The sequence below is a fragment of the Synechococcus sp. MIT S9504 genome (genome assembly GCF_047497135.1).
In the GTDB taxonomy this organism is placed as follows: Bacteria; Cyanobacteriota; Cyanobacteriia; order PCC-6307; family Cyanobiaceae; genus Synechococcus_C.
On sequence record NZ_CP138942.1, the window covers coordinates 1,269,860 to 1,289,787 of the forward strand.

22 protein-coding genes are annotated in these 19,928 nt (G+C 53.4%); 19 read left to right on the plus strand and 3 right to left on the minus strand.

The features are described 5' to 3' along the window. Positions 1–42: 42 nt before the first annotated feature. From SIB58_RS07350 to SIB58_RS07405, 12 genes are all read left to right on the plus strand, one after another. Positions 43–426, plus strand: coding sequence for a 2Fe-2S iron-sulfur cluster-binding protein (locus tag SIB58_RS07350; protein WP_066907578.1), 384 nt, complete (start codon positions 43–45; stop codon positions 424–426). After that, the gene (locus tag SIB58_RS07355) at positions 423–1,292 is read left to right on the plus strand and encodes an inositol monophosphatase family protein (protein WP_067325483.1); all 870 of its coding nucleotides are present in this window, start codon (positions 423–425) and stop codon (positions 1,290–1,292) included. Before SIB58_RS07350 ends, SIB58_RS07355 begins: the two co-directional genes overlap by 4 nt. 42 nt (positions 1,293–1,334) lie before the next feature. Further along, positions 1,335–2,513 (plus strand): ATP phosphoribosyltransferase regulatory subunit, encoded by a 1,179-nt coding sequence (locus tag SIB58_RS07360; protein WP_066907583.1) that lies wholly within the window; start codon positions 1,335–1,337, stop codon positions 2,511–2,513. A 24-nt stretch (positions 2,514–2,537) separates the two neighbouring features. Further along, positions 2,538–2,768 (plus strand): indolepyruvate ferredoxin oxidoreductase subunit alpha, encoded by a 231-nt coding sequence (locus tag SIB58_RS07365; RefSeq protein WP_074159312.1) that lies wholly within the window; start codon positions 2,538–2,540, stop codon positions 2,766–2,768. Between the two features lie 78 nt (positions 2,769–2,846). Next, the gene (gene htpG / locus SIB58_RS07370) at positions 2,847–4,748 is read left to right on the plus strand and encodes a molecular chaperone HtpG (RefSeq protein ID WP_066907586.1); all 1,902 of its coding nucleotides are present in this window, start codon (positions 2,847–2,849) and stop codon (positions 4,746–4,748) included. 61 nt (positions 4,749–4,809) lie between these two features. After that, entirely contained in the window at positions 4,810–5,046 is a 237-nt protein-coding gene (rpmB, locus tag SIB58_RS07375; protein WP_066907589.1) for a 50S ribosomal protein L28, read from the plus strand. A gap of 27 nt (positions 5,047–5,073) precedes the next feature. Then, the gene (locus tag SIB58_RS07380) at positions 5,074–5,631 is read left to right on the plus strand and encodes a peroxiredoxin (protein ID WP_066907787.1); all 558 of its coding nucleotides are present in this window, start codon (positions 5,074–5,076) and stop codon (positions 5,629–5,631) included. Positions 5,632–5,691: 60 nt separating this feature from the next. Beyond that, positions 5,692–7,182 (plus strand): glucosylglycerol-phosphate synthase, encoded by a 1,491-nt coding sequence (gene ggpS / locus SIB58_RS07385; protein ID WP_067325476.1) that lies wholly within the window; start codon positions 5,692–5,694, stop codon positions 7,180–7,182. Between the two features lie 40 nt (positions 7,183–7,222). Continuing rightward, positions 7,223–8,464, plus strand: coding sequence for an ABC transporter substrate-binding protein (locus tag SIB58_RS07390; protein WP_074159314.1), 1,242 nt, complete (start codon positions 7,223–7,225; stop codon positions 8,462–8,464). Continuing rightward, positions 8,464–9,339, plus strand: coding sequence for a carbohydrate ABC transporter permease (locus SIB58_RS07395; RefSeq protein WP_067325473.1), 876 nt, complete (start codon positions 8,464–8,466; stop codon positions 9,337–9,339). Before SIB58_RS07390 ends, SIB58_RS07395 begins: the two co-directional genes overlap by 1 nt. Then, the gene (locus SIB58_RS07400) at positions 9,336–10,151 is read left to right on the plus strand and encodes a carbohydrate ABC transporter permease (protein WP_067325575.1); all 816 of its coding nucleotides are present in this window, start codon (positions 9,336–9,338) and stop codon (positions 10,149–10,151) included. The genes SIB58_RS07395 and SIB58_RS07400 overlap by 4 nt, the downstream gene beginning before the upstream one ends. Further along, on the plus strand, positions 10,148–11,122 hold the full coding sequence (locus SIB58_RS07405) for an ABC transporter ATP-binding protein (RefSeq protein WP_067325471.1): 975 nt from the start codon (positions 10,148–10,150) through the stop codon (positions 11,120–11,122). The genes SIB58_RS07400 and SIB58_RS07405 overlap by 4 nt, the downstream gene beginning before the upstream one ends. Here the strand turns inward: SIB58_RS07405 and csaB are convergent. After that, positions 11,111–12,190: a polysaccharide pyruvyl transferase CsaB gene (gene csaB, locus SIB58_RS07410; RefSeq protein ID WP_231884113.1), complete on the minus strand. Its 1,080-nt coding sequence runs from the start codon at positions 12,188–12,190 to the stop codon at positions 11,111–11,113. The genes SIB58_RS07405 and csaB overlap by 12 nt on opposite strands. Positions 12,191–12,262: 72 nt before the next feature. On the opposite strand from csaB, the gene SIB58_RS07415 reads away from it, so the two are divergent. From SIB58_RS07415 to psaK, 3 genes are all read left to right on the plus strand, one after another. Beyond that, a complete protein-coding gene (locus SIB58_RS07415) occupies positions 12,263–12,571 on the plus strand; it encodes a DUF2499 domain-containing protein (RefSeq protein ID WP_066907601.1) in 309 nt (102 codons plus the stop codon). Then, positions 12,571–12,861 carry a DUF3593 domain-containing protein gene (locus SIB58_RS07420; RefSeq protein ID WP_197461081.1) on the plus strand — a complete coding sequence of 97 codons (291 nt, stop codon included), beginning with the start codon at positions 12,571–12,573 and terminating at the stop codon, positions 12,859–12,861. The genes SIB58_RS07415 and SIB58_RS07420 overlap by 1 nt, the downstream gene beginning before the upstream one ends. 67 nt (positions 12,862–12,928) lie before the next feature. Next, positions 12,929–13,186: a photosystem I reaction center subunit PsaK gene (gene psaK / locus SIB58_RS07425; RefSeq protein ID WP_066907802.1), complete on the plus strand. Its 258-nt coding sequence runs from the start codon at positions 12,929–12,931 to the stop codon at positions 13,184–13,186. Between the two features lie 58 nt (positions 13,187–13,244). On the opposite strand, the gene dxs is transcribed toward psaK, so the two are convergent. Further along, positions 13,245–15,188 carry a 1-deoxy-D-xylulose-5-phosphate synthase gene (gene dxs, locus SIB58_RS07430; protein WP_067325469.1) on the minus strand — a complete coding sequence of 648 codons (1,944 nt, stop codon included), beginning with the start codon at positions 15,186–15,188 and terminating at the stop codon, positions 13,245–13,247. 77 nt (positions 15,189–15,265) lie between these two features. Between dxs and ilvA the strand changes: the two genes are divergently transcribed. The 3 genes from ilvA (at position 15,266) to SIB58_RS07445 (ending at position 17,719) form a co-directional block, all read left to right on the plus strand. Further along, complete coding sequence (gene ilvA, locus SIB58_RS07435) at positions 15,266–16,789, plus strand: threonine ammonia-lyase, biosynthetic (protein ID WP_066907607.1); 1,524 nt, start codon at positions 15,266–15,268, stop codon at positions 16,787–16,789. Between the two features lie 111 nt (positions 16,790–16,900). Continuing rightward, positions 16,901–17,392: an SMC-Scp complex subunit ScpB gene (scpB, locus tag SIB58_RS07440; protein ID WP_231857068.1), complete on the plus strand. Its 492-nt coding sequence runs from the start codon at positions 16,901–16,903 to the stop codon at positions 17,390–17,392. A 24-nt stretch (positions 17,393–17,416) separates the two neighbouring features. After that, positions 17,417–17,719 (plus strand): YggT family protein, encoded by a 303-nt coding sequence (locus SIB58_RS07445; protein ID WP_170953574.1) that lies wholly within the window; start codon positions 17,417–17,419, stop codon positions 17,717–17,719. Positions 17,720–17,737: 18 nt separating this feature from the next. Here the strand turns inward: SIB58_RS07445 and SIB58_RS07450 are convergent, their stop codons facing one another. Then, positions 17,738–18,067, minus strand: coding sequence for a nucleoside triphosphate pyrophosphohydrolase family protein (locus SIB58_RS07450; protein WP_066907611.1), 330 nt, complete (start codon positions 18,065–18,067; stop codon positions 17,738–17,740). A gap of 60 nt (positions 18,068–18,127) precedes the next feature. Between SIB58_RS07450 and pyk the strand changes: the two genes are divergently transcribed. Continuing rightward, positions 18,128–19,912: a pyruvate kinase gene (pyk, locus tag SIB58_RS07455; protein WP_067325466.1), complete on the plus strand. Its 1,785-nt coding sequence runs from the start codon at positions 18,128–18,130 to the stop codon at positions 19,910–19,912. Positions 19,913–19,928: the final 16 nt, after the last annotated feature.

Sequence of the window (19,928 nt, forward strand, 5' to 3'; positions counted from 1 at the left end):
CTGGCACGTCAGAATGTAGCAGGGCGTTTCCAACTGCACTGAATGAGGCCGACTCATCGGGTCACCATCCACTGGAGACAGCAAGGTCGGGTGATTTCCCATGAAGTGCCGGAGGGTGATTACATCCTGCAAAGCTTTGAAAAACAGGGTGATCCTCTGCCTTTTTCGTGTCGAAACGGTTGCTGCACAAGCTGCGCGGTTCGCATCCAACAGGGCGAACTGGATCAGCATGAGGCCATGGGACTGTCCAGAGAACTGAGAGCCAAGGGCTACGGACTGCTGTGTGTGGCCAGGGCAACAGGCCCACTTGTCGCGGAAACACAGGATGAGGATGAGGTTTACGACCTGCAGTTCGGTCGTCACTTCGGCCGGGGCACGATCACGCGCGACATTCCTCTCGAGGAACTCGAAACCTGGAATGAATGACAAAGCAACATCTTGATTGCGCTGCCGCAGCCGCAGCTGCCGGCCTGACGCCGCTCAGACTTGGAGAACTCAGCCAGGTTGCTAGAGCGATGGCCGAGCTGGGTGGGTCTGTGCTGATGGAGCATTACGGGCAACTTGTCTCCATCCAGCAGAAAGCAAGGGCCGGAGATCTGGTGACGAATGCCGATCTGGCTGCCGAACAAGCGGTGCTGACCGGTCTTGGTGAGGCAACCCCAGAGATTTCAGTTCTCGCCGAGGAATCCGGGGCCAAGGGTGATGTTTCGGAGTTGTGCTGGTGCGTTGATCCTCTTGATGGCACGACGAACTTCGCCCATGGCTATCCCTTTTTCGCCACATCCGTGGGCTTGCTCTGGAGAGGTCTTCCGATCCTCGGGGCCGTGGCAGTGCCGTTTTTACAGGAAGTGTTCTGGTGCTGCCCCGGTACAGAAGCCTTCCTCAATGACCAACGCATCCAAGTGAGCGGCTGTTCATCGCTGGAAGACAGTCTGCTTGTCACGGGATTCGCCTATGACCGCAGGGAACGTGCAGACAACAACTATGCGGAGTTCTGCCGACTCACCCACAAAACAAGGGGTGTTCGGCGCGGTGGTGCCGCAGCCGTTGATCTGGCTTACGTGGCTGCAGGGCGACTTGACGGTTATTGGGAGCGAGGCTTGTCTCCCTGGGATCTGACAGCCGGCGCTGCTCTGGTGGTGATCGCAGGAGGCGAGGTCAGTGATTACGGAGCTCAGAATTACGACGTGTCATCCGGTCGCATTCTTGCCACAGGTCCTGGGCTTCACACTCCTCTGCAAAAGGAGCTCGAGGGTATCCAGCCTCTCGCAGAAGAGCTCTACGCAGACTGATACCCAAGCCATGGGATCCTGATCGAAGCAGCGACAGGCGCGATGGCCCTGCAACCCGCCTCAGGCGTGAGAGATCTCAATCCTCAGCAGGTTCAACGCAATCAGGAACTCAGGGAAACCCTGGCTGAAGTGTTTCGCCTTTGGGGATACGAGGAAGTCACGCCCCCCAGGATTGAACGGATGGACACGCTCAAAGCGGGAGGAGCCATCGACAGCCGCGACATTGTGCGACTTGTCTCGGATGAACCACTGGGGTTGAGACCGGAACTAACAGCCTCCATCGCCCGAGCAGCTTGCACAAGGCTCTTGGAGCGTCAGCGACCGCTGAGACTGTGGAGCTGCGGAACAGTCTTCGAGTCAAGAACAGCCGATGAAGGCGGTCAGTGCATTGAGGAGAACCTGCACTGCGGTGTTGAGCTGTTCGGAGGCCTGGGTGTTGAGTCGGAGCTTGAATTGTTCAGTCTTTTGTTGGCATCGCTGAAAAGCCTGAACCTGGACAAGTCCCATCAACCGAGGCTGTTGATCGGGCACACCAATCTGATGGACTTGTTGCTGGAACCATTCGAAGCAAAACAGAGAAACAGGATCCGTGCCTGTCTGAGTCAGTACGACCGCCTGGGCCTGCAGGAGCTGGGGTTGGAGAATCGTGCCCAAGGGAACCTGGCCTTGTGGCTCGATCGTCGCGGCACCCCCCAGGACATTCTCAACTCACTGAATGCGCAGTATCCGAATCAAGGGGTGCTCAGGCAGCTGCAGAGGCTGATCACCCATCTGCATCCCCTTGCTGAGCAGTCGGGACTGCAACTGCAACTTGACCCCACATTCCAGCCTCACTACGAGCTTTATGACGGCGTCGTGCTGCAACTGGTCTGCCAGGGAACCTCTGCTCCTGTGGTGATAGCCCGCGGCGGACGATACGACTCACTGGTCAGGAAACTTGGTGGTGAAGGCGCTGAGGCAACAGGCCTGGGATTCAGCTACTGCGTTGATGACATCAGGGATCTTCCGGGAGACCCCATCACCACCACCCATGATCAGAGCGCTGCACTGATCTGTTACGGGCCCACTGAAACTCTGGAATCGGCATTGCAACGCCAGATGGCACTCCACCAACAGGGGAAGATCAGTGTGCTTGATCATCGTGCCTGTGGCAGTCATGCTGAAGCACTCGATCGTTTGAATCAGTCGGGCTGTGACTGCCTCGAATGGATCGATCACTAAGATCGACCGGCGCTGTTTGGACGCATGGCTCACACGATCGTGACAGATGTCTGCGAAGGGGCGGCCGATTGCGTCGACGCCTGCCCAGTGGCATGCATTACGCCTGGAAACGGTAAAAACACAAAAGGAACTGAGTATTACTGGATTGATTTCGAGACCTGCATTAACTGCAGCGTCTGCCTCCAGATCTGCCCGATTGAAGGCGCGATCCTGCCAGAGGAACGATCTGAGCTCCAACGCCCCACGCACTGCTGACGTTCGGGAAACTCACCAAGCAACCGCTTGATCAGCAGCACCCGCCATGACTAATTTTCAGCAAGCTCATGCGTGCTGATGTCGGTACTTGAACAGGGTCAGATTCAGATCCATACCGAAAACATTTTTCCAATCATCAAAAAGGCCGTTTATTCAGGCCACGAAGTATTTCTTAGAGAACTGGTCAGCAATGGGACTGATGCCATCAGCAAACGCCGCATGGCAGCGATGGCAGGCGACTGTTCTGAAGGAGATGAGGGTCTGATCAATATCACTGTTGATCGAGAAGCAAAGACAGTCAGAATCAGCGACAACGGAATCGGGATGACTGCCGATGAAGTGAAAAAGTACATCAACCAGGTGGCATTTTCCAGCGCGGAGGATTTCCTGGAGAAATACAAACAGGAATCAGACGCCATTATTGGCCATTTCGGTCTTGGCTTTTACTCCAGCTTCATGGTTGCCAAAGAGGTGGAGTTGATCACCCGCTCAGCGCGTCCAGACAGTGAAGCAGTTCGCTGGATCTGCGACGGATCTCCCGCTTTCAAACTGGAGAGTCACGAAAGAACTGAGCCTGGCACAGATGTCATCCTCCACTTAATGGAGGATGAACTTGAGTATCTGGAGCCTGCAAGGTTACGCACACTGATCACTCAGTACTGTGACTTCATGCCCATCGATGTCCAACTCGAGGGCGAAAGTGTCAACAAACGGAATCCCGCCTGGCGAAGAAATCCCAGAGAGATGTCCGACCAGGATTATATCGACCTTTACCACTATCTCTATCCTTTCCAGGGAGACCCACTGCTCTGGGTTCACTTAAATACTGACTATCCCTACACACTGCAGGGGATCCTGTTCTTCCCCCAATCCGTAGGACGAGCAGACTGGGAAAAAGGTGATATTCGCTTGTACTGCAATCAGGTTTATGTCAGCGATTCAATCAAAGAAATTGTTCCGCGTTATCTCTTGCCTTTGAGAGGAGTCATCGACTCCCCTGACATTCCTCTGAATGTCAGCAGAAGTGCTCTTCAAACTGATCGAAAAGTCAGATCGATTGGCAATTTTGTTGCCAAGAAAGTAGCTGACCGTTTAAAAAATCTGAAAAAAGATCAACCTGAACAATATGCCGAAGCCTGGGACTCTCTGGCACCATTTGTAAAAATTGGTGCGATGGAAGACGAAAAGTTCGCTGAGCAAGTATCCGAGTTGATCTTGTTCACAACCACTGCAGAAGCATCTGAAGGAGAGGCAGAACCCATCAAGGCAGCAGAAAAAAATTACACAACATTGACGTCTTATCAGGGCAGACTTTCAGACACGCAATCCAAAAGAATTCTGTATTGCACTGATGAAGTGGCCCAGGCGGGTGCCTTGTCGCTTTGGAAAAGCCAGGGTGCTGAGGTGATTTTCGCCGAAACGGTCATCGATAGTCAGTTTCTGCCCTGGCTGGAGGCAACGAATGATCAGTTCAAATTCCAAAGAGTGGATGCGGAGCTGGACGAGAGTCTTAGCGATGAGAAACCGGAAATCAGTGACCAGGATGGTGAAACGCAGAGTGAATCGATTCGAAGCCTGATCAAAGAAGCACTCAACAATGACAAAGTCACCATTCAGGTGCAGGCGTTGAAAGGAGGTGAAGACGCTCCACCAGCAATGATCCTGCTTCCGGAGCAGATGCGACGCATGAATGACATGGGAGCTCTGATGGAACAACGCCTGCCAGGCTTGCCTGACCATCACGTGCTGCTGATCAACCGTCGGCATCCACTTGTCGAAGGACTGCTGAGACTGTCTGCGGGTGGTGTTCTTGTCGGAACCGAACAGTCCTCTCCGAGCAAACGACTGGCTTCGGAGCTTGCTTTGCATCTCTACGACATGGCACGTCTAGGCGTGGGTGGACTGGAACCCAATGAACTGGCAGGCTTCCAGACACGCAGCGCCAAGCTGATGTCAGAGCTTGTGAGTAAAGGGACCTGACCAGGTCTGTTTGCTAAATTGGCTGCTTGGCCATTGGCCACTGAATCAAAGGATCGTCATCATGTCCCGGGTGTGTCAGCTCACTGGTACGCGTGCCAACAACGGAATGGCAGTGAGCCACTCCCATATCAGAACGAAAAAGCTGCAACAGGCCAATCTTCAGCAGCGCCGTCTCTGGTGGGCTGAGGGAAACCGCTGGGTGAACCTTCGGATCACGACCCGTGCTCTCAAGACCATCCAGAAGAAAGGCCTTGGTGCTTACGCCAAGTCTCTTGGCATCGACCTAGCCAAAGTCTGAATCATTACCGACATGCCTCAGTTTGGACTGAAGCGTCGAGACTTTCTCGGCATCACAGTAACTGGGGCAGCGGCTCTGCTATGCAAACCGTCTAAAGCCAGAGCACTTGGCGGCAAACTTCCGGAAATCGGTGAACAAGCGCCCCATTTTGATCTACCAGGCACCCTGGGTGGAGGTCCATCAAAAGATTGGAGTCTGGAAAACTGGTCCGGCCGCTGGTTGGTTCTTTATTTTTATCCAAGAGATTTCACATCCGGTTGCACAATTGAAGCTCACGGATTCCAGGAATCCCTGAAAGAATTCAACGAGCATCAGTGCGACATCGCAGCCGTTTCTGCTGACAGCGTTGATGATCACGAATCATTCTGCAGCAGCGAAGGACTTGACTTCACCTTATTATCCGATCCCGAAGGCAAGGTGAGTCGCCAATACGGCTCGTGGATGGCTCCTTACTCACTTCGACATACGTTTTTAATCGATCCCAAAGGTGTTTTACGTGCTCGCTGGACTGGTGTTAGACCAGTTGGACATGCGCAGGACGTGCTAAATACTTTGGTATCTGAACAGAGTCATTCCATTGCTTAACAGAAACTCTGATGAGCCGAATATTGGAGTTAAACCAAAATCATCTGGGAGTTGATCCAAATGAATTTGAGCATAGGCAGCAGTAATTTCATTATTCTTTATCATCGGACGCCATTCGATGAAGCAAAAGACGAAGCAGGGAAAAGAATCTGGCGCGACCAGAAAAGTCCGAATGGAATTATTCCTACTCTGAGAAACCTCTTTAGGGACCGAGACAACGGAACCTGGATTGCATGGCGTCAGGTGGATGACCTGAGCAATGCTGAAGATGAAAGAATCGCGATGGATGAACCAGCTTCATTCACGTTGAGACGAATACCTTTAGAACAGGCACAGATCTCAAGCTTTTACCACGTCACTTCAAAAGAATCTTTCTGGCCAATTCTACACACCTTCCCAAACTTCTTTAATGTCAACAATACAGATTGGAGTATTTTCGAAGAGGTTAATCAACGGTTTGCCGATGCAGCCTGCTCAGAAGCAGCTCCCGGTGCCACAGTTTGGGTCCACGATTACAACCTTTGGCTGGTTCCTGGGTACATTCGTAGCAAACGTCAAGACCTAAAAATTGCTTTTTTTCATCACACGCCATTTCCCAGTAGTGATGTTTTCTCAATTCTTCCATGGCGGAAGCAAATTCTAGAAAGCTTACTCAGTTGTGACGTGGTTGGCTTTCACATTCCACGCTACACAGAGAATTTCGCAAGGGCAGCAAATTGTCTTTTAGGTGTGGAAAAAGGAGAAAAACAAAGCGTTCCGCTTCGATTTCTTGGTTGCGGCTCCGCACTGACGGAACCATCTGAAACACCCTGGCTGAACTATCGAGGACGAAAAGTCAGTCTTTTGTCATCTCCGGTCGGAACATCTCCCGACGTCATTCAAGCACTGACAAAAGATTCACATGTTCAGCATTTATCAGAGCGAATTGACGAAGACACAAAAAAAGGAAGAAAGCTCATCCTTTCTGCAAGTAGAGTCGATTACACAAAAGGAAATGAGGAGTTATTGTTAGCCTTCGAGCGACTTCTTGAACGTCGGCCTGATCTTCACGGGAAAGTTGTTCTGATGCTGGCTTGCGTCGCCGCCGCTTCAGGCATGCGCATCTATGAAGATACTCAGCGACTGATTGAAGAAACAGCTGGGCGTATCAACGGACGCTTCAGCAAAATTGACTGGGTTCCAATTCGATTTTCAACACGCAGAATTCCTTACGAAGAAATGGTCGCGTGGTTTTCACAAGCAGATATCTGTTGGATCACCCCACTGCGTGACGGACTCAATCTCGTAGCCAAGGAATATGCCGCTGCCAGGAAAGGGCAGGCTGGAGTTCTCGTGCTTTCTGAATTCACAGGAGCTTCTGTGATTCTTGATGGCGCAGTTTTGACCAATCCCTATTCGCACAAGCAAATGGATACTGCGATTGATTCAGCTATTGATATGCCCACATCAGAACAAATAGAGAGGATGGAGAAAATGAGTTCTGCTGTTGAAACATTCACAGTTTCGGACTGGGCTGATGAACAAATGGGTGCACTCGAGATCCAGGAGTAAAACAGTGCTCTGGATCAGGCAGCGATCGTTCAAACTGTTGATGATTTCCATCATCGTGATTGCCAGTGGTCTTTTGGGGATTTCTGTTGCCGCAAGGCAACCAGACCACGTCTCCATCCTGATGCCGGCTCCATTTGCTGATTCAACTGCTGAGCTGGTCAAAAGCTTTAATCAACAACACCAGGGCCGAATTCATCTGAATGTGATCAGAGGACCTCTAGAAACCGAGGCAATCTCAGACCTGGCAATCAGCAGTCTTTTATTGGGGGATACGCCTTTTGACGGACTGCTGATGGACGTGACCTGGGTACCGAAATATGCAAAGGCAGGCTGGCTCGAATCCCTTGACAGCTACTTCACCAATGAAGAGGTGAACGCTCTTGCCACAGGTGCCAGTGAAGGGAACCATTACCAGGGATCACTGCTGCGTTGGCCGCTGACTGCTGACATCGGCCTTCTTTATTGGCGCACCGACCTGATGGATCAGCCTCCTAAGACTCCCCAGGACCTGGAAAACATCAGTAAGTCACTTCAGTCCAGCGGCAGGATCCCCTATGGCTATGTGTGGCAGGGCAAGCAATACGAGGGACTGAGCTGTGTTTTTCTTGAAATCATTGATGGCTTCGGTGGTGAATGGTTTTCGCCCGAAACCGGAAGGATTGGCTTGGATAAACCACCAGGAGTTGCTGCTGCACAATGGCTCGATGACCTGATTCAACAAGGGATCAGTCCAAGAGCCGTCACCAACTATATGGAAACTGAGGCTTTGCAGAGCTTCAAATCTGGCCAGGCAGCATTCATGCGCAACTGGCCTTATGCCTGGGCTGAATTACAAAAGAACGACAGTCTGGTGAGAAACAAAGTAGGAATTACCACCATGGTGGCGCAAACAGGTCATCAACCTGCAGCAACATTGGGAAGCTGGGGATTAAGCCTTTTGAAGGGATCAGCAAATCCTGAATCAACCGTTGAAGCTTTTAAATTTCTCACCAGTGAAGAATCCCAATATTATTTATATACCAAATACGGATATACACCAACACAAAGAGCCGTCTTCAATGATCAGAACCTGCTGAAAAACAATCCTTCATTGCAATCCATCGGTGAAGCATTGTCGTATGCCCGCTCCAGACCGGAAACTCCCCTCTATGCACAGATCAGCGATGTTTTGCAGAGAAAACTAAGTGGCACGCTCACGGGAATGACAGACCCTCCAGCAGGAATGCAACAAGCAGAGCGATCCACAAGTCAGGTGCTTGAAGCAGCAGGAGCAGCTCCCTAATGCCATTGCTGATCCTGCTGATTCCGTCTCTGATCCTTCTGCTTGCGGTGTTTGCGTTACCGCTATTTCGCTACGTCTGGCTCAGCTTCCATGCAGATTCGGTGATGACAGGTCTGGTGGCCCTCCCGAATCAGGGAGCCAACTGGCAGCGGTTCATTCAGGACGCCCGTTACTGGCAGGACCTGCTGCAGACCCTTCGCTTTTCCTTTGTCTCAGTGACGGCTGAGGTCGTGCTCGGCTTGATCATTGCCTTGATCCTCAATCAGCCGTTAAGAAAGCGAGCACTGATCAGATCATCCTCATTGATTCCATGGGCCCTGCCCACCACAGTGATGGCTCTTGGCTGGAGATGGATCTTCAACACTCCCTACGGACCCATTGACCGACTGGTGCAATCAGGATTGGGACGATCCCTCAATGCTCTGGGGGAACCATCCATTGCATGGATCACCACTGTCTACGCCGACATCTGGAAAACAACTCCATTCGTGGCGCTGATTCTGCTTGCTGGCCTGCAGACCATTCCTTCAGATCTCTACGAAGCAGCAAAACTGGAAGGAGCAGGTCCCTGGATTTGCCTGCGGCGCATCACAATCCCTCTTCTGCTTCCATACCTGGGTCTTGCACTGATGTTCCGTCTTGCGCAAGCCTTCGGAGTCTTTGATCTCGTGCAGGTGATGACTGGGGGTGGTCCGGCGAGCAGTACGGAGAGCATTGCTCTCTATGCCTATTGGAATGCTTTGCGGTTTCTCGATTTTGGGTACAGCGCCACCATCATGATTGGCAGCTTCGTGATTCTCAGTTCACTGATTGTCATTGCATGGCTCGTGATCACAGCAGTGAGGAGCAGATCTGCAGGGGCCTTCGCCAAATGAAAGCAGCACGTTTCGTGATTATCGCTCTGTTGATCTGGTCACTCGGTCCATTGGCCTGGCAGCTTTACACCTCCTTCTGCACTGATCAAGCACTAGTCACACCATTTGCATCAATGGATCAGCGTTGGACACTCGCTCATTATCAAAGTGTTCTGCAAAGTAATCCCCCTTTCATTCGCTATCTTTTCAATAGCTTGTTCGCAGGAGGAATCTCCACAGTCCTCACGCTGTTATTGGCAATCCCTGCAGGTTATAGCCTAAGCAAGCTTGGACAACGAAGTGCACTCATCATCAAATGTCTGTTGATTGGTTGCGCGCTATTCCCCTATGTTTTGCTCTTTCTGGCATTGCTGGAAATCGCCCGATATCTTCAACTTGGAAACAGTCTGCTGGCACTTGCCATTCCCTATGCAGCATTATCGCAACCTCTGGCCGTTCTCCTGCTCACAAATGCATTTTCCGATCTTCCGCCGGAACTCGAAGATGCTGGCAGGGTCGAAGGATTAAGCGTTTTACAACGATTTCGGTGGATCTTACTTCCACTTATTTCTCCAGCGATTGCCAGCACAGCGATTCTTGTTTTTCTGTTCTCATGGAATGAATACCCAATTGCACTCACATGGATCAGCGACTCTGAAAAGTTGACACTTCCTGTTGCGATGGCAAGAATTGCTGGCTCATCGATTCATTCAGTTCCTTACGGTCCTTACGCAGCAGCTACAGTTATTGGATCAATTCCCCTCATCCTGTTGGTCATGGTTTTCCAGAAACCCATTGTTTCAGGATTAACCACCGGAGCTGTTAAGGGATGACACTTGAACTCCGACAGGTCGGACGAAGCATCAACAACCAATGGATTGTTAAAAACCTGACCATGAATGTCGCAGACAATGAATGTCTCGCTCTCGTTGGTCCCAGTGGTTGCGGCAAAAGCACAACACTACGCTTGATTGCAGGACTGGATCCTGTTAGCGCCGGATCTATTCACATCAGTGGTCGTGAGATCACAAGCCTGTCACCTGCTGAAAGAAATGTTGGAATGGTGTTTCAAAGCTATGCACTACTACCTCACCTGACTGTATTTGAAAACCTCGAACTCGGTTTGCGAATCCGTGGCATATCAAAGCGAGAGAGAACAACAAAAATCAGACAAATTCTTGAGCTTGTTCAACTTTGGAATCGAGCCGGAAACCGCCCTGCTGAGCTTTCGGGTGGTCAACGTCAAAGAGTTGCTCTAGCCCGGGCACTGCTCAGAGAACCTGACGTTTATCTTCTCGATGAACCGATGAGTAATCTGGATGCACAATTAAGAGAGGATATTCGTCCTGAACTTCGAAGGCTTGTGCTGGAGCAACGGAAACCGACCATCTATGTCACTCATGACCAACATGAAGCCATGGCGATGGCACAACGGATCGCTGTCATTCATGAAGGGACAATTGAGCAGATTGACACCCCATACAATCTCTATCACAACCCTCGCAGTCTTTTTGTTGCTCGATTCATCGGCCGACCACAAATCAATTGTCTTAAAGACGATTCAGATCGTGTTTGTGCTTTGAGACCTGAATCCATTCATTTTTCTGATTCAGGATTATCTGCCAAACTCCAATCGAGAGAATGGCTGGGAAATTCCCAGTTGCTGTTCCTGGAAACGCAACATGGATTGATTCGAATGATGACACCTCCAGAGCAAAGCATTCCAGAACAAATCAGATTGAGCTGGCGATCTGAAGACGAAATCCTCTTCAACGCTGAAACAGGTCTTCGTTTAAGCCGATAATTTTTCGAGTTCCTCAACAAGCATGATCTGGTGAAGCTGTGCATCACGCTTCAATTGCTGAATTTGCGAGCCATCACGTTGAGCTGTCATGGCTGACTGCCATTGGTGGTTCAACTGATCGGCATTAAGCGGATTATTCAGATCCACCAAGGGCAAGGCTGCAAGTTGCGCCGCTGCCTTCACTTTCGGGTCATAACTCAGCGCCGCGGTCGGGCAACCTGCCGTTGCAGCAAGAATCAAGGCATGCAGACGCATTGCGATGACCAGTGAAGCTTCACTGAACATCGTCTGAACCTGTTCAAGGCTGTCTGCCTGCATCTGAACGGAACGGCGACACAATCCATCAGGAATCAGATCACGACTGCGAAGTTCATTCCACAGCGATGCATCCTGGTCTGCGTGGAAGGCCAGCCAGATCACCTCAGAACAACCACTGGAACTCAAACGATCAACAGCCTCAAGAAGAACACTCCAGCCCCTGCTATCCAACAGACGAGTGGGTCTCCAGCAGAGGATCAGCCTGTCGCCACCCTTCCAAGCTGGCGAGGGATGACGCCAGACGGGATCGGGTCCCATCACCATCGGAACGTTGAGTCCCCAGCGCTGCGCAAGCCCCATGGAGCCAGGGTCACGCCAGGACACAGCCCTGACACCAGAGAGAGTGTGCTTCACCAGGACTTGGCTGAATCGATGATGCAGAGGGCCCAGTCCCTGGCCCCAGAGCAGGATTGGAATGCGCTTGAAACGGGCACTCCAGAGAAGAACGAGATAGTAAAGAAGGCTTTTAAAACTGGTTCCGTCCTGAAGCAAACTACCGCCGCCAAATACCAGAGCATCAACATGGTTCAGGGCCTGAATGGTGTCCGATAGTGAGCGACGATTCACGGTCGACACCCCGGCAACCAGATCTTGTACGGCGTCTGGGTCCCTAGCTGTCACCACAAGGTCCCAATCGCAAGGAATCTGCGACACCAGCACTTGAAGCAGAGCATCGTCACCCAGATTGTGCTCGCCGTAATAACCACAGAGCAGGACGCTCAACTTCCGCCCACTGCGAAGCGCCTTCACCAGCAATCATCAATTGATCGGACCATTATCCAAGTCTTCAACCGTTACGGTGAACCACGCCATTGAACTGACATGCACGCGCTATCGCTGGGGACGTGGTGGATTCATTGGGCCTCCGTGGCTGAATGGCTGATGGCCATCGTTCTGATTCATCAATACAAACCTGATGGACAGGACGCCACGTCGCAGCGAATCGCCTGGGCGATGCTTCCAGCGCTGGTCAGTGCAATGGCAGCTTGCACATGGCATCTCTACGACAACGCTGAAGAGTTGCGCTGGCTGGTCACGCTACAGGCATCATTCACCCTGATCGGCAACATCATGCTGGCCTGGGCCGCATGGTCAATCAAAGCGCCGACAAACGTGGAGGATCAGATCTGATGGCTGACTTCGATCCATCACCGTTGTTCGCGCTCTCCCTCTTTCCCTATCTGATTTTTCTTTATTACCTGGGTCAACGTCGGTTGCTTCCCACATTGAGCCGTCGTGGCTTTCAACTCACACTGTTGTTTGTCGGAATCACGATTGGAGCAGCTTTGATCGCTGAGCTGAAATTTGGAGCTGAGCTGGTGGCGGTTGATCCCCTGCATGGCGGCGCCGAGGCTTTCCTGACGCTCAGCAATGCCGTGATCATCGCAGGACTGATCGGGTATCAAAAAGCACTCCGATGAACAACTTTTACAAGTGTTGTGCGTGAGTGCCTAAAGGCTGGAAGATAAGTCGTTGCCTCTGTTCTTCATGCTCGCTCCACTTCTGGCCATTGCTCCCGCCACGGTTACCTGGTCTCCAAAGGTGGGGCTTGTGATGATTGTCTGCAACGTCATCGCCATTGTGATCGGCAAAGCTGCGATCAAATTTCCGAATGAAGGAGCCCAATTGCCCAACCCATCATTCTTCGGTGGCATGAGCCACGCTTCTCTGCTGGCCACGACAAGCCTTGGGCATGTGATTGGAATGGGCGCCATTCTCGGACTGGCGACCAGAGGGGTTCTTTGAATCAACCCTGAACTGAACAATCGGAATCTCTGGGTGGCATGGCCACCCTTTTTTGTGCTCAGCTGCGCACTGATGGGATTTCAACGCCAGTTTCTGAACTGTTCTGAATCTGAGTGCTGATGAAGTTGAAGCGTTCTCGAATTCTCTCGGCCATCTGATCAGGCAGCAGGCCAAGCGTTTCGAAACTCTGCTGTGGCGTGGCATGGTCCACCAGAACATCTGGAATTCCCAGCCTCATCACAGGCAGATGGAGTTCTGATTCCTGAAGGGACTCAATCACAGCGGAACCAAAGCCGCCTTCCAGTGATCCTTCCTCCATGGTGACCAGTCGACCGATGCGCTTGGCCAGTGGGTGCAGCAATTCTGTATCGAGAGGTCTGAGGAATCGAGCATTGACGACCGTGGCGTGGATCCCCTGAGCGGCAAGGAGTTCAGCTGTCGCCATCGCTTTGGCATTCATGGCGCCATAGGCAACGATCACCAGATCATCACCGGTGCGCAGGACTTCGCCACAACCGATCGGAAGCTGTTCCCATCCCTCCTCCATGAGAGGAACGCCTTCGCCAGGGCCCCTCGGAATCCGGATTGCACAGGGTCCGTCGTGCTTGAGTGAGCTGACCAGCATGCGTTGGAGTTCAGCCTCATCCTTGGGAGCCATCACCGTGAAGTTGGGGATGGAGCGCATGTAGCTGATGTCGTACTGGCCCTGGTGGGTCGGGCCATCGGCACCGACGACGCCTGCACGGTCCAGCACGAATGTGACCGGCAGTTTCTGAATCCCCACATCGTGGATCAACTGGTCGTAGGCCCTTTGCAGGAAGGTGCTGTAAATGGCCACAACAGGGCGAAGACCATCGGAAGCCATTCCAGCTGACAGGGTCACCGCATGTTGCTCAGCGATGCCAACGTCAATGTATTGATCCGGCAAAGCTTTCTGCAGCAAGTCCAGACCCGTGCCGGTGGCCATTGCCGCTGTAATTCCGACAACTCGGGGGTTCTGCTCGCAGATTTTGACCAGGGTCTGTCCGAAAACCTTGCTGTAGCTGGGAGGTTTTGGAGTTTTGCTCGGTCGGGCCTTACCGGTGTTCAGGTCAAAAGCCGACTGAGCGTGATAACCCACCTGATCGGCCTCCGCGTAGGGGTAGCCCTTACCTTTGGTGGTGAGCACATGCACCAGAACTGGACCACCAACACGGTGAGCTTCCTGGAACGTTCTCATCATCTCTGCGATGTCGTGACCATCGACTGGCCCCATATAGGTGAAGCCAAGTTCTTCGAAGACGGCACCGAGCTTGGGCACCGCCAGACGACGCATGCTGCCCTTGAGTCGGTTGAGTTCAGCCGGGAGATCACCGCCCATGAACGGGAGATGACGCATACTTTCTTCAACGCTCCCCGACAGAAACTGCATTGGAGGGCTGAGCCTCATCCGATTCAGATGACTTGAGAGCGCACCGACCGGCGGGGAAATGGACATGTCATTGTCGTTGAGCACCACCAACAAGGGGGTGTTGGGCATATGACCGGCATGATTGATGGCCTCAAGGGCCATTCCACCGGTGAGTGCTCCGTCCCCGATCACTGCAACGCATTTGTGATCCTGGCCAAGCCTGTCCCGGGCCATGGCCATTCCCAGTGCAGCTGAGATGGAGGTGCTGGCGTGACCTGCGCCGAAATGGTCGAACGTGCTCTCTGAGCGTTTGAGATATCCCGCCACGCCACCCTTTTGTCTGAGCGAATCGAAATCGGCGTAGCGACCTGTGATCAGTTTGTGGGGATAGGCCTGGTGGCCAACGTCCCAGACCACGCGATCACGGTCCAGATCCAGGGTTTGATAGAGGGCGAGAGTGAGTTCAACAACCCCAAGACCTGGACCGAGGTGACCACCGCTGTTGGACACAACTTCCAGGTGCCGCTGACGGATTTGGGCCGCAACATCTTCAAGCTCGGCCACGGATAGACCATGCAGCTGATTGGGATGCGATAGATCGCTCAGGTGCATGAGCCTCCCGGCAGATTGAGTCAATCTACGAGGCGTGCCTGCCGCCCGTGAAAGCCTCAGGTTGTCAGACTGATCCGATGGATGATTACCTGCAGAGGATCCTGCGCGCGAGGGTTTACGACGTTGCCCGTGAAAGCCCGCTCGAGTCAGCGACCAATCTCAGCCGGCGTCTGAACAATCATGTTTGGCTCAAACGTGAGGATCTGCAACCTGTCTTTTCCTTCAAGCTGCGCGGTGCCTACAACCGCATGGCTCAACTGTCCGACGACGAACGCTCACGCGGTGTGATCGCCTCAAGCGCAGGCAACCATGCCCAAGGGGTTGCACTGAGCGCGGCCCATTTGCAGTGCAGAGCCGTGATCGTGATGCCGATCACCACTCCCAGCGTGAAGGTGGAGGCGGTTCGCCAACTCGGCGGCGAGGTGATCCTTCACGGAGAGACCTACGACGAGGCCTACGCGGAGGCACGAAGACGCAGCGAACTGGATGGTCTCTGTTTCATTCATCCTTTTGACGATCCCGAGGTGATTGCTGGTCAGGGAACCGTTGGGATGGAGATCCTGCGCCAAAGCCAACAACCTCCAGACGCGATTTATGTGGCCATTGGTGGTGGCGGGCTGATTGGAGGGGTGGCTGCTTACGTCAAGAGCCTCTGGCCTGATATTGAAGTGATTGGCGTCGAACCGCATGACGCCGCAGCAATGACACTTTCTCTGGAGGCCGGAGAAAGAATTCGGCTTCCACAGGTGGGGTTGTTCGCAGATGGAGTGGCTGTTCGAGAGGTGGGTGAACACACCTTTCGACTGGCTCAGAAGTACGTGGATTCCATCGTCACGGTGAGCACGGATGAGATCTGCGCATCAATAAAAGATGTTTTTGAAGACACCCGATCCATTCTGGAACCGGCTGGGGCTCTGGCTGTTGCGGGCCTGAAGGCCGATGTCTCAAGACGGCAACTTCAAAACAAGCAGCTAGTGGCGATTGCTTGCGGCGCCAATATGAATTTCAACCGTCTGCGCTTTGTGGCGGAACGGGCGGAGCTCGGTGAGGAGCGCGAGGCCATGCTCGCCGTGGAGATACCGGAACAGCCCGGCAGCTTGCGCAAACTCTCCGAGCTCCTGCAAAAGCGCAGCCTCACCGAATTCAGTTATCGGATGGGCCCCGGTGATCAGGCCCACATCTTCATGGGTGTGCAGGTCAGGGATGTCCAGGACCGGCGAGATTTGCTGGCCTCACTGAGCAGCAATGGGTACGAATGCCTGGATCTCAGTGACGACGAACTAGCCAAGGTCCATCTGCGTCACATGGTGGGGGGTCGTTTGCCCCAGAAATCAGACGAGCCAACTGAGGAGCTGCTGTACCGATTTGAGTTTCCCGAACGACCCGGCGCGTTGATGCGGTTTGTGAATGCGCTTCACTCAAACTGGAGCATCAGCATCTTTCATTATCGAAACCACGGTGCCGATGTGGGTCGGATCGTTGTTGGTGTGCTTGTCAGTCCAGACGATCTCGAGTCATGGCAGGCCGTCCTGAGAGACCTGGGCTATCCGAGCTGGGAAGAGACCTCAAACCCCGCTTACCGGATTTTTCTGGGTCCCTGATGGCGCTCACTGGGATGAGCGTTACCTTGGCTTGTTGGATCAAAGGATGCTGACTTGAACCAGGGAAGCGACCAACCAGGCAGTCAAAGCCCTCAGGACGTTGGGTCCCTGGTGTCACTCCCCGCTCGTCTCGAGGCGATCTTGTACCTCAAAGGTCGGCCTGTGTCTTTGCAGGAGCTGTCCTCCCTCGTCGGTCTGTCCGAATCGGAGACCGAGCAAGGAATGCTGATCCTGATCGCTGGCTACGCCCAACGCGACACCTCTCTGGAGATCAACCAAAGCAACGGTCGTTACAGCCTGCAGTTGCGTCCTGGTCTGGGTGAACTTGTGCGCGATCTGCTGCCTGTGAATCTCTCAACAGCCACGCTTCGGACTCTGGCCACAGTGGCGCTGAAAAAAAGGATTCTCCAGTCTGATCTGGTTGATCTCAGAGGTTCGGGTGCCTACGACCACATCAAGGAACTGGTGAACCAGAACTTCATCGAACGCAAACGTCAGAGCGAGGGGCGCTCATACTGGATCACCCTCTCCGAGAAGTTTCACAGAACGTTTTCGGTCCTTCCTGACCTGGGAGGTGGCTCCGAACCACCCCAGGCTGCATAGAGTTCTATTAATTCCGCGTTTTCCATGGCCATCGAGCTTGTGTCAACAGTCCTACAGGTGCTCGCCCAGACACTCCAGATTTATTCGTTGGTCTTGATCGTGCGAGTACTACTGAGCTGGTTCCCCAATCTCGACTGGGGTAATCCAGTGCTCAGCACTGTGAGTTCGATAACCGATCCCTATTTGAATGCCTTTCGTGGTTTGATACCGCCTTTGGGTGGCCTGGATCTTTCGGCGATTCTGGCCTTCATTGCCCTGAGCCTGATGCAGCAGTTGCTGATGTCTGCAAGTTTCGCCTTCGCCGGCGGTTTCGGCATGTACGGCTGACCACAGATCAATGGATGTTCAACGGTGATCACCTTCCCCCTGGAGGGTGCCTCGCTGGGACCGGCTTTTGAGTTTGCTGAGATTGGCTGATGCCACTTGCTCCAGGCTGAGACCGAGTTCCGTGGCCAGTTGAGCCACGTACCAGAGCACATCTCCCAGCTCCAGAGCAACGTCCTCGGTGAAACGCTCATCCACAACGCCTCCACGATCACGGATCAGTTTCTTGACTTTGTCGGCGACCTCACCTGCCTCTCCTGTCAGGCCCAAGGTTGGATAGATCAGATTGTTGCCGGCATCGGGATAGCGAGCCGTTTTGCGTGATTCAAGTTGGTAGTCGTTGAAGAGCAAGGAAGGTCAGCGGAGGGTTGAGGGCATGACGGTAGATTCCGCTGGTTTCCGACGGCAAGGATGGCCGAGCTCGATCTGACCCGAAGAACCAAGATCGTTGCCACGATCGGCCCAGCCACCGAGAGTCCCGAACGCATTCGGGAACTGGTTCAAGCAGGCGCGACAACATTTCGACTCAATTTCTCGCACGGAGACCACTCCGAGCACGCCACCCGGATCGCCACCATCCGCCAGGTGGCCCATGAGCTCGGTGTTCACATCGGAATCCTGCAGGATCTTCAGGGACCGAAGATTCGACTGGGTCGCTTCGAGGAAGGGCCGATCACTCTGGGAAAGGGCGATCACTTCGCACTCACCTCTAAACAGGTTCGTTGCAATCAGACCGTTGCCACGGTCACCTACGACAGGCTTGCGGAGGAGGTCACAGCAGGCAGTCGCATCCTTCTCGACGACGGCAGGGTCGAGATGAAAGTGGACCGCGTGGATGAGGTTGACCAGACCCTTCACTGTGTTGTGAGCGTTGGCGGAGTGCTGTCCAACAACAAGGGAGTCAATTTCCCTGATGTTCAGCTGTCGGTGAGAGCACTCACCACCAAGGACCGACAGGATCTGGCATTCGGCCTGCAGCAGGGAGTGGACTGGGTCGCGTTGAGTTTCGTCCGTAATCCCTCGGACATGCAGGAAATTCGCGAGCTGATCAGGAAGCACGGCTTCTCGACCCCGGTGGTCGCCAAGATCGAAAAATTTGAAGCGATTGATCAGATCGACGCCATCCTTCCTCTGTGTGACGGCGTGATGGTGGCCCGTGGTGATCTCGGCGTTGAAATGCCTGCTGAAGAGGTTCCTCTGCTGCAGAAGGATCTGATCCACAAGGCCAACAGCCTCGGAATACCGATCATCACAGCCACCCAGATGCTGGATTCGATGGCCTCCAGTCCCCGTCCAACACGGGCTGAGGTCAGCGATGTGGCGAACGCCATTCTTGATGGCACCGATGCAGTGATGCTCTCCAATGAGACTGCAGTGGGAGATTTTCCTGTCGAAGCCGTGGAGACGATGGCCACGATCGCCCGGCGCATTGAACGGGACTACCCGCAACGCCCGATCGACACGCATCTTCCCAGCACCATTCCCAATGCCATCAGTGGAGCGGTCAGCAGCATTGCCCGTCAGCTCAATGCTGCTGCAATTCTGCCGCTCACGAAAAGCGGTTCCACCGCACACAACGTCAGTAAATTTCGACCGTCCACCCCGATCCTCGCCGTCACATCAGAGGTTTCAGTTGCCAGAAAACTGCAGCTTGTCTGGGGTGTGACCCCACTGCTGATCGAAACTCAGCAGAGCACCACAGCAACCTTCACTCTCGCCATGGGAGTAGCGCAGGAACTGGGCGTACTCAAGGACGGTGATCTTTGTGTTCAGACGGCTGGCACCCTGGCTGGCGTCAGCGGCTCCACTGATCTGATCAAGGTGGGCATCGTGAGCGCTGTGCTTGGCCGTGGAACAGGCTTTGGCAGCGGTTCAATCAGCGGAAAGGTGCGCATCGCAACATGCGCAAGTGACTGCGCCAAGCTCGAACCAGGGGAGGTTCTCGTGGCAAACGACACCGATGCTGACTATCTCGACGCAATCAGAGACGCCGCAGCGGTGATCACGGAAACACCCGCTGAGAGCTCCCATGCAGCGGTGATTGCCCAGCGTCTCGGCATCCCTGTGATTGCAGGCGTCGCCCATGCCACGCGTGATCTTTTGGAGGGCGAGGTGGTAACCCTCCTGGTCAAGGAAGGAGCCGTTCATCGAGGAACGAGCAGCAACATGGCCGTGAAACTCGACACGATGCTCTGAGCCTGAGCATTCATCC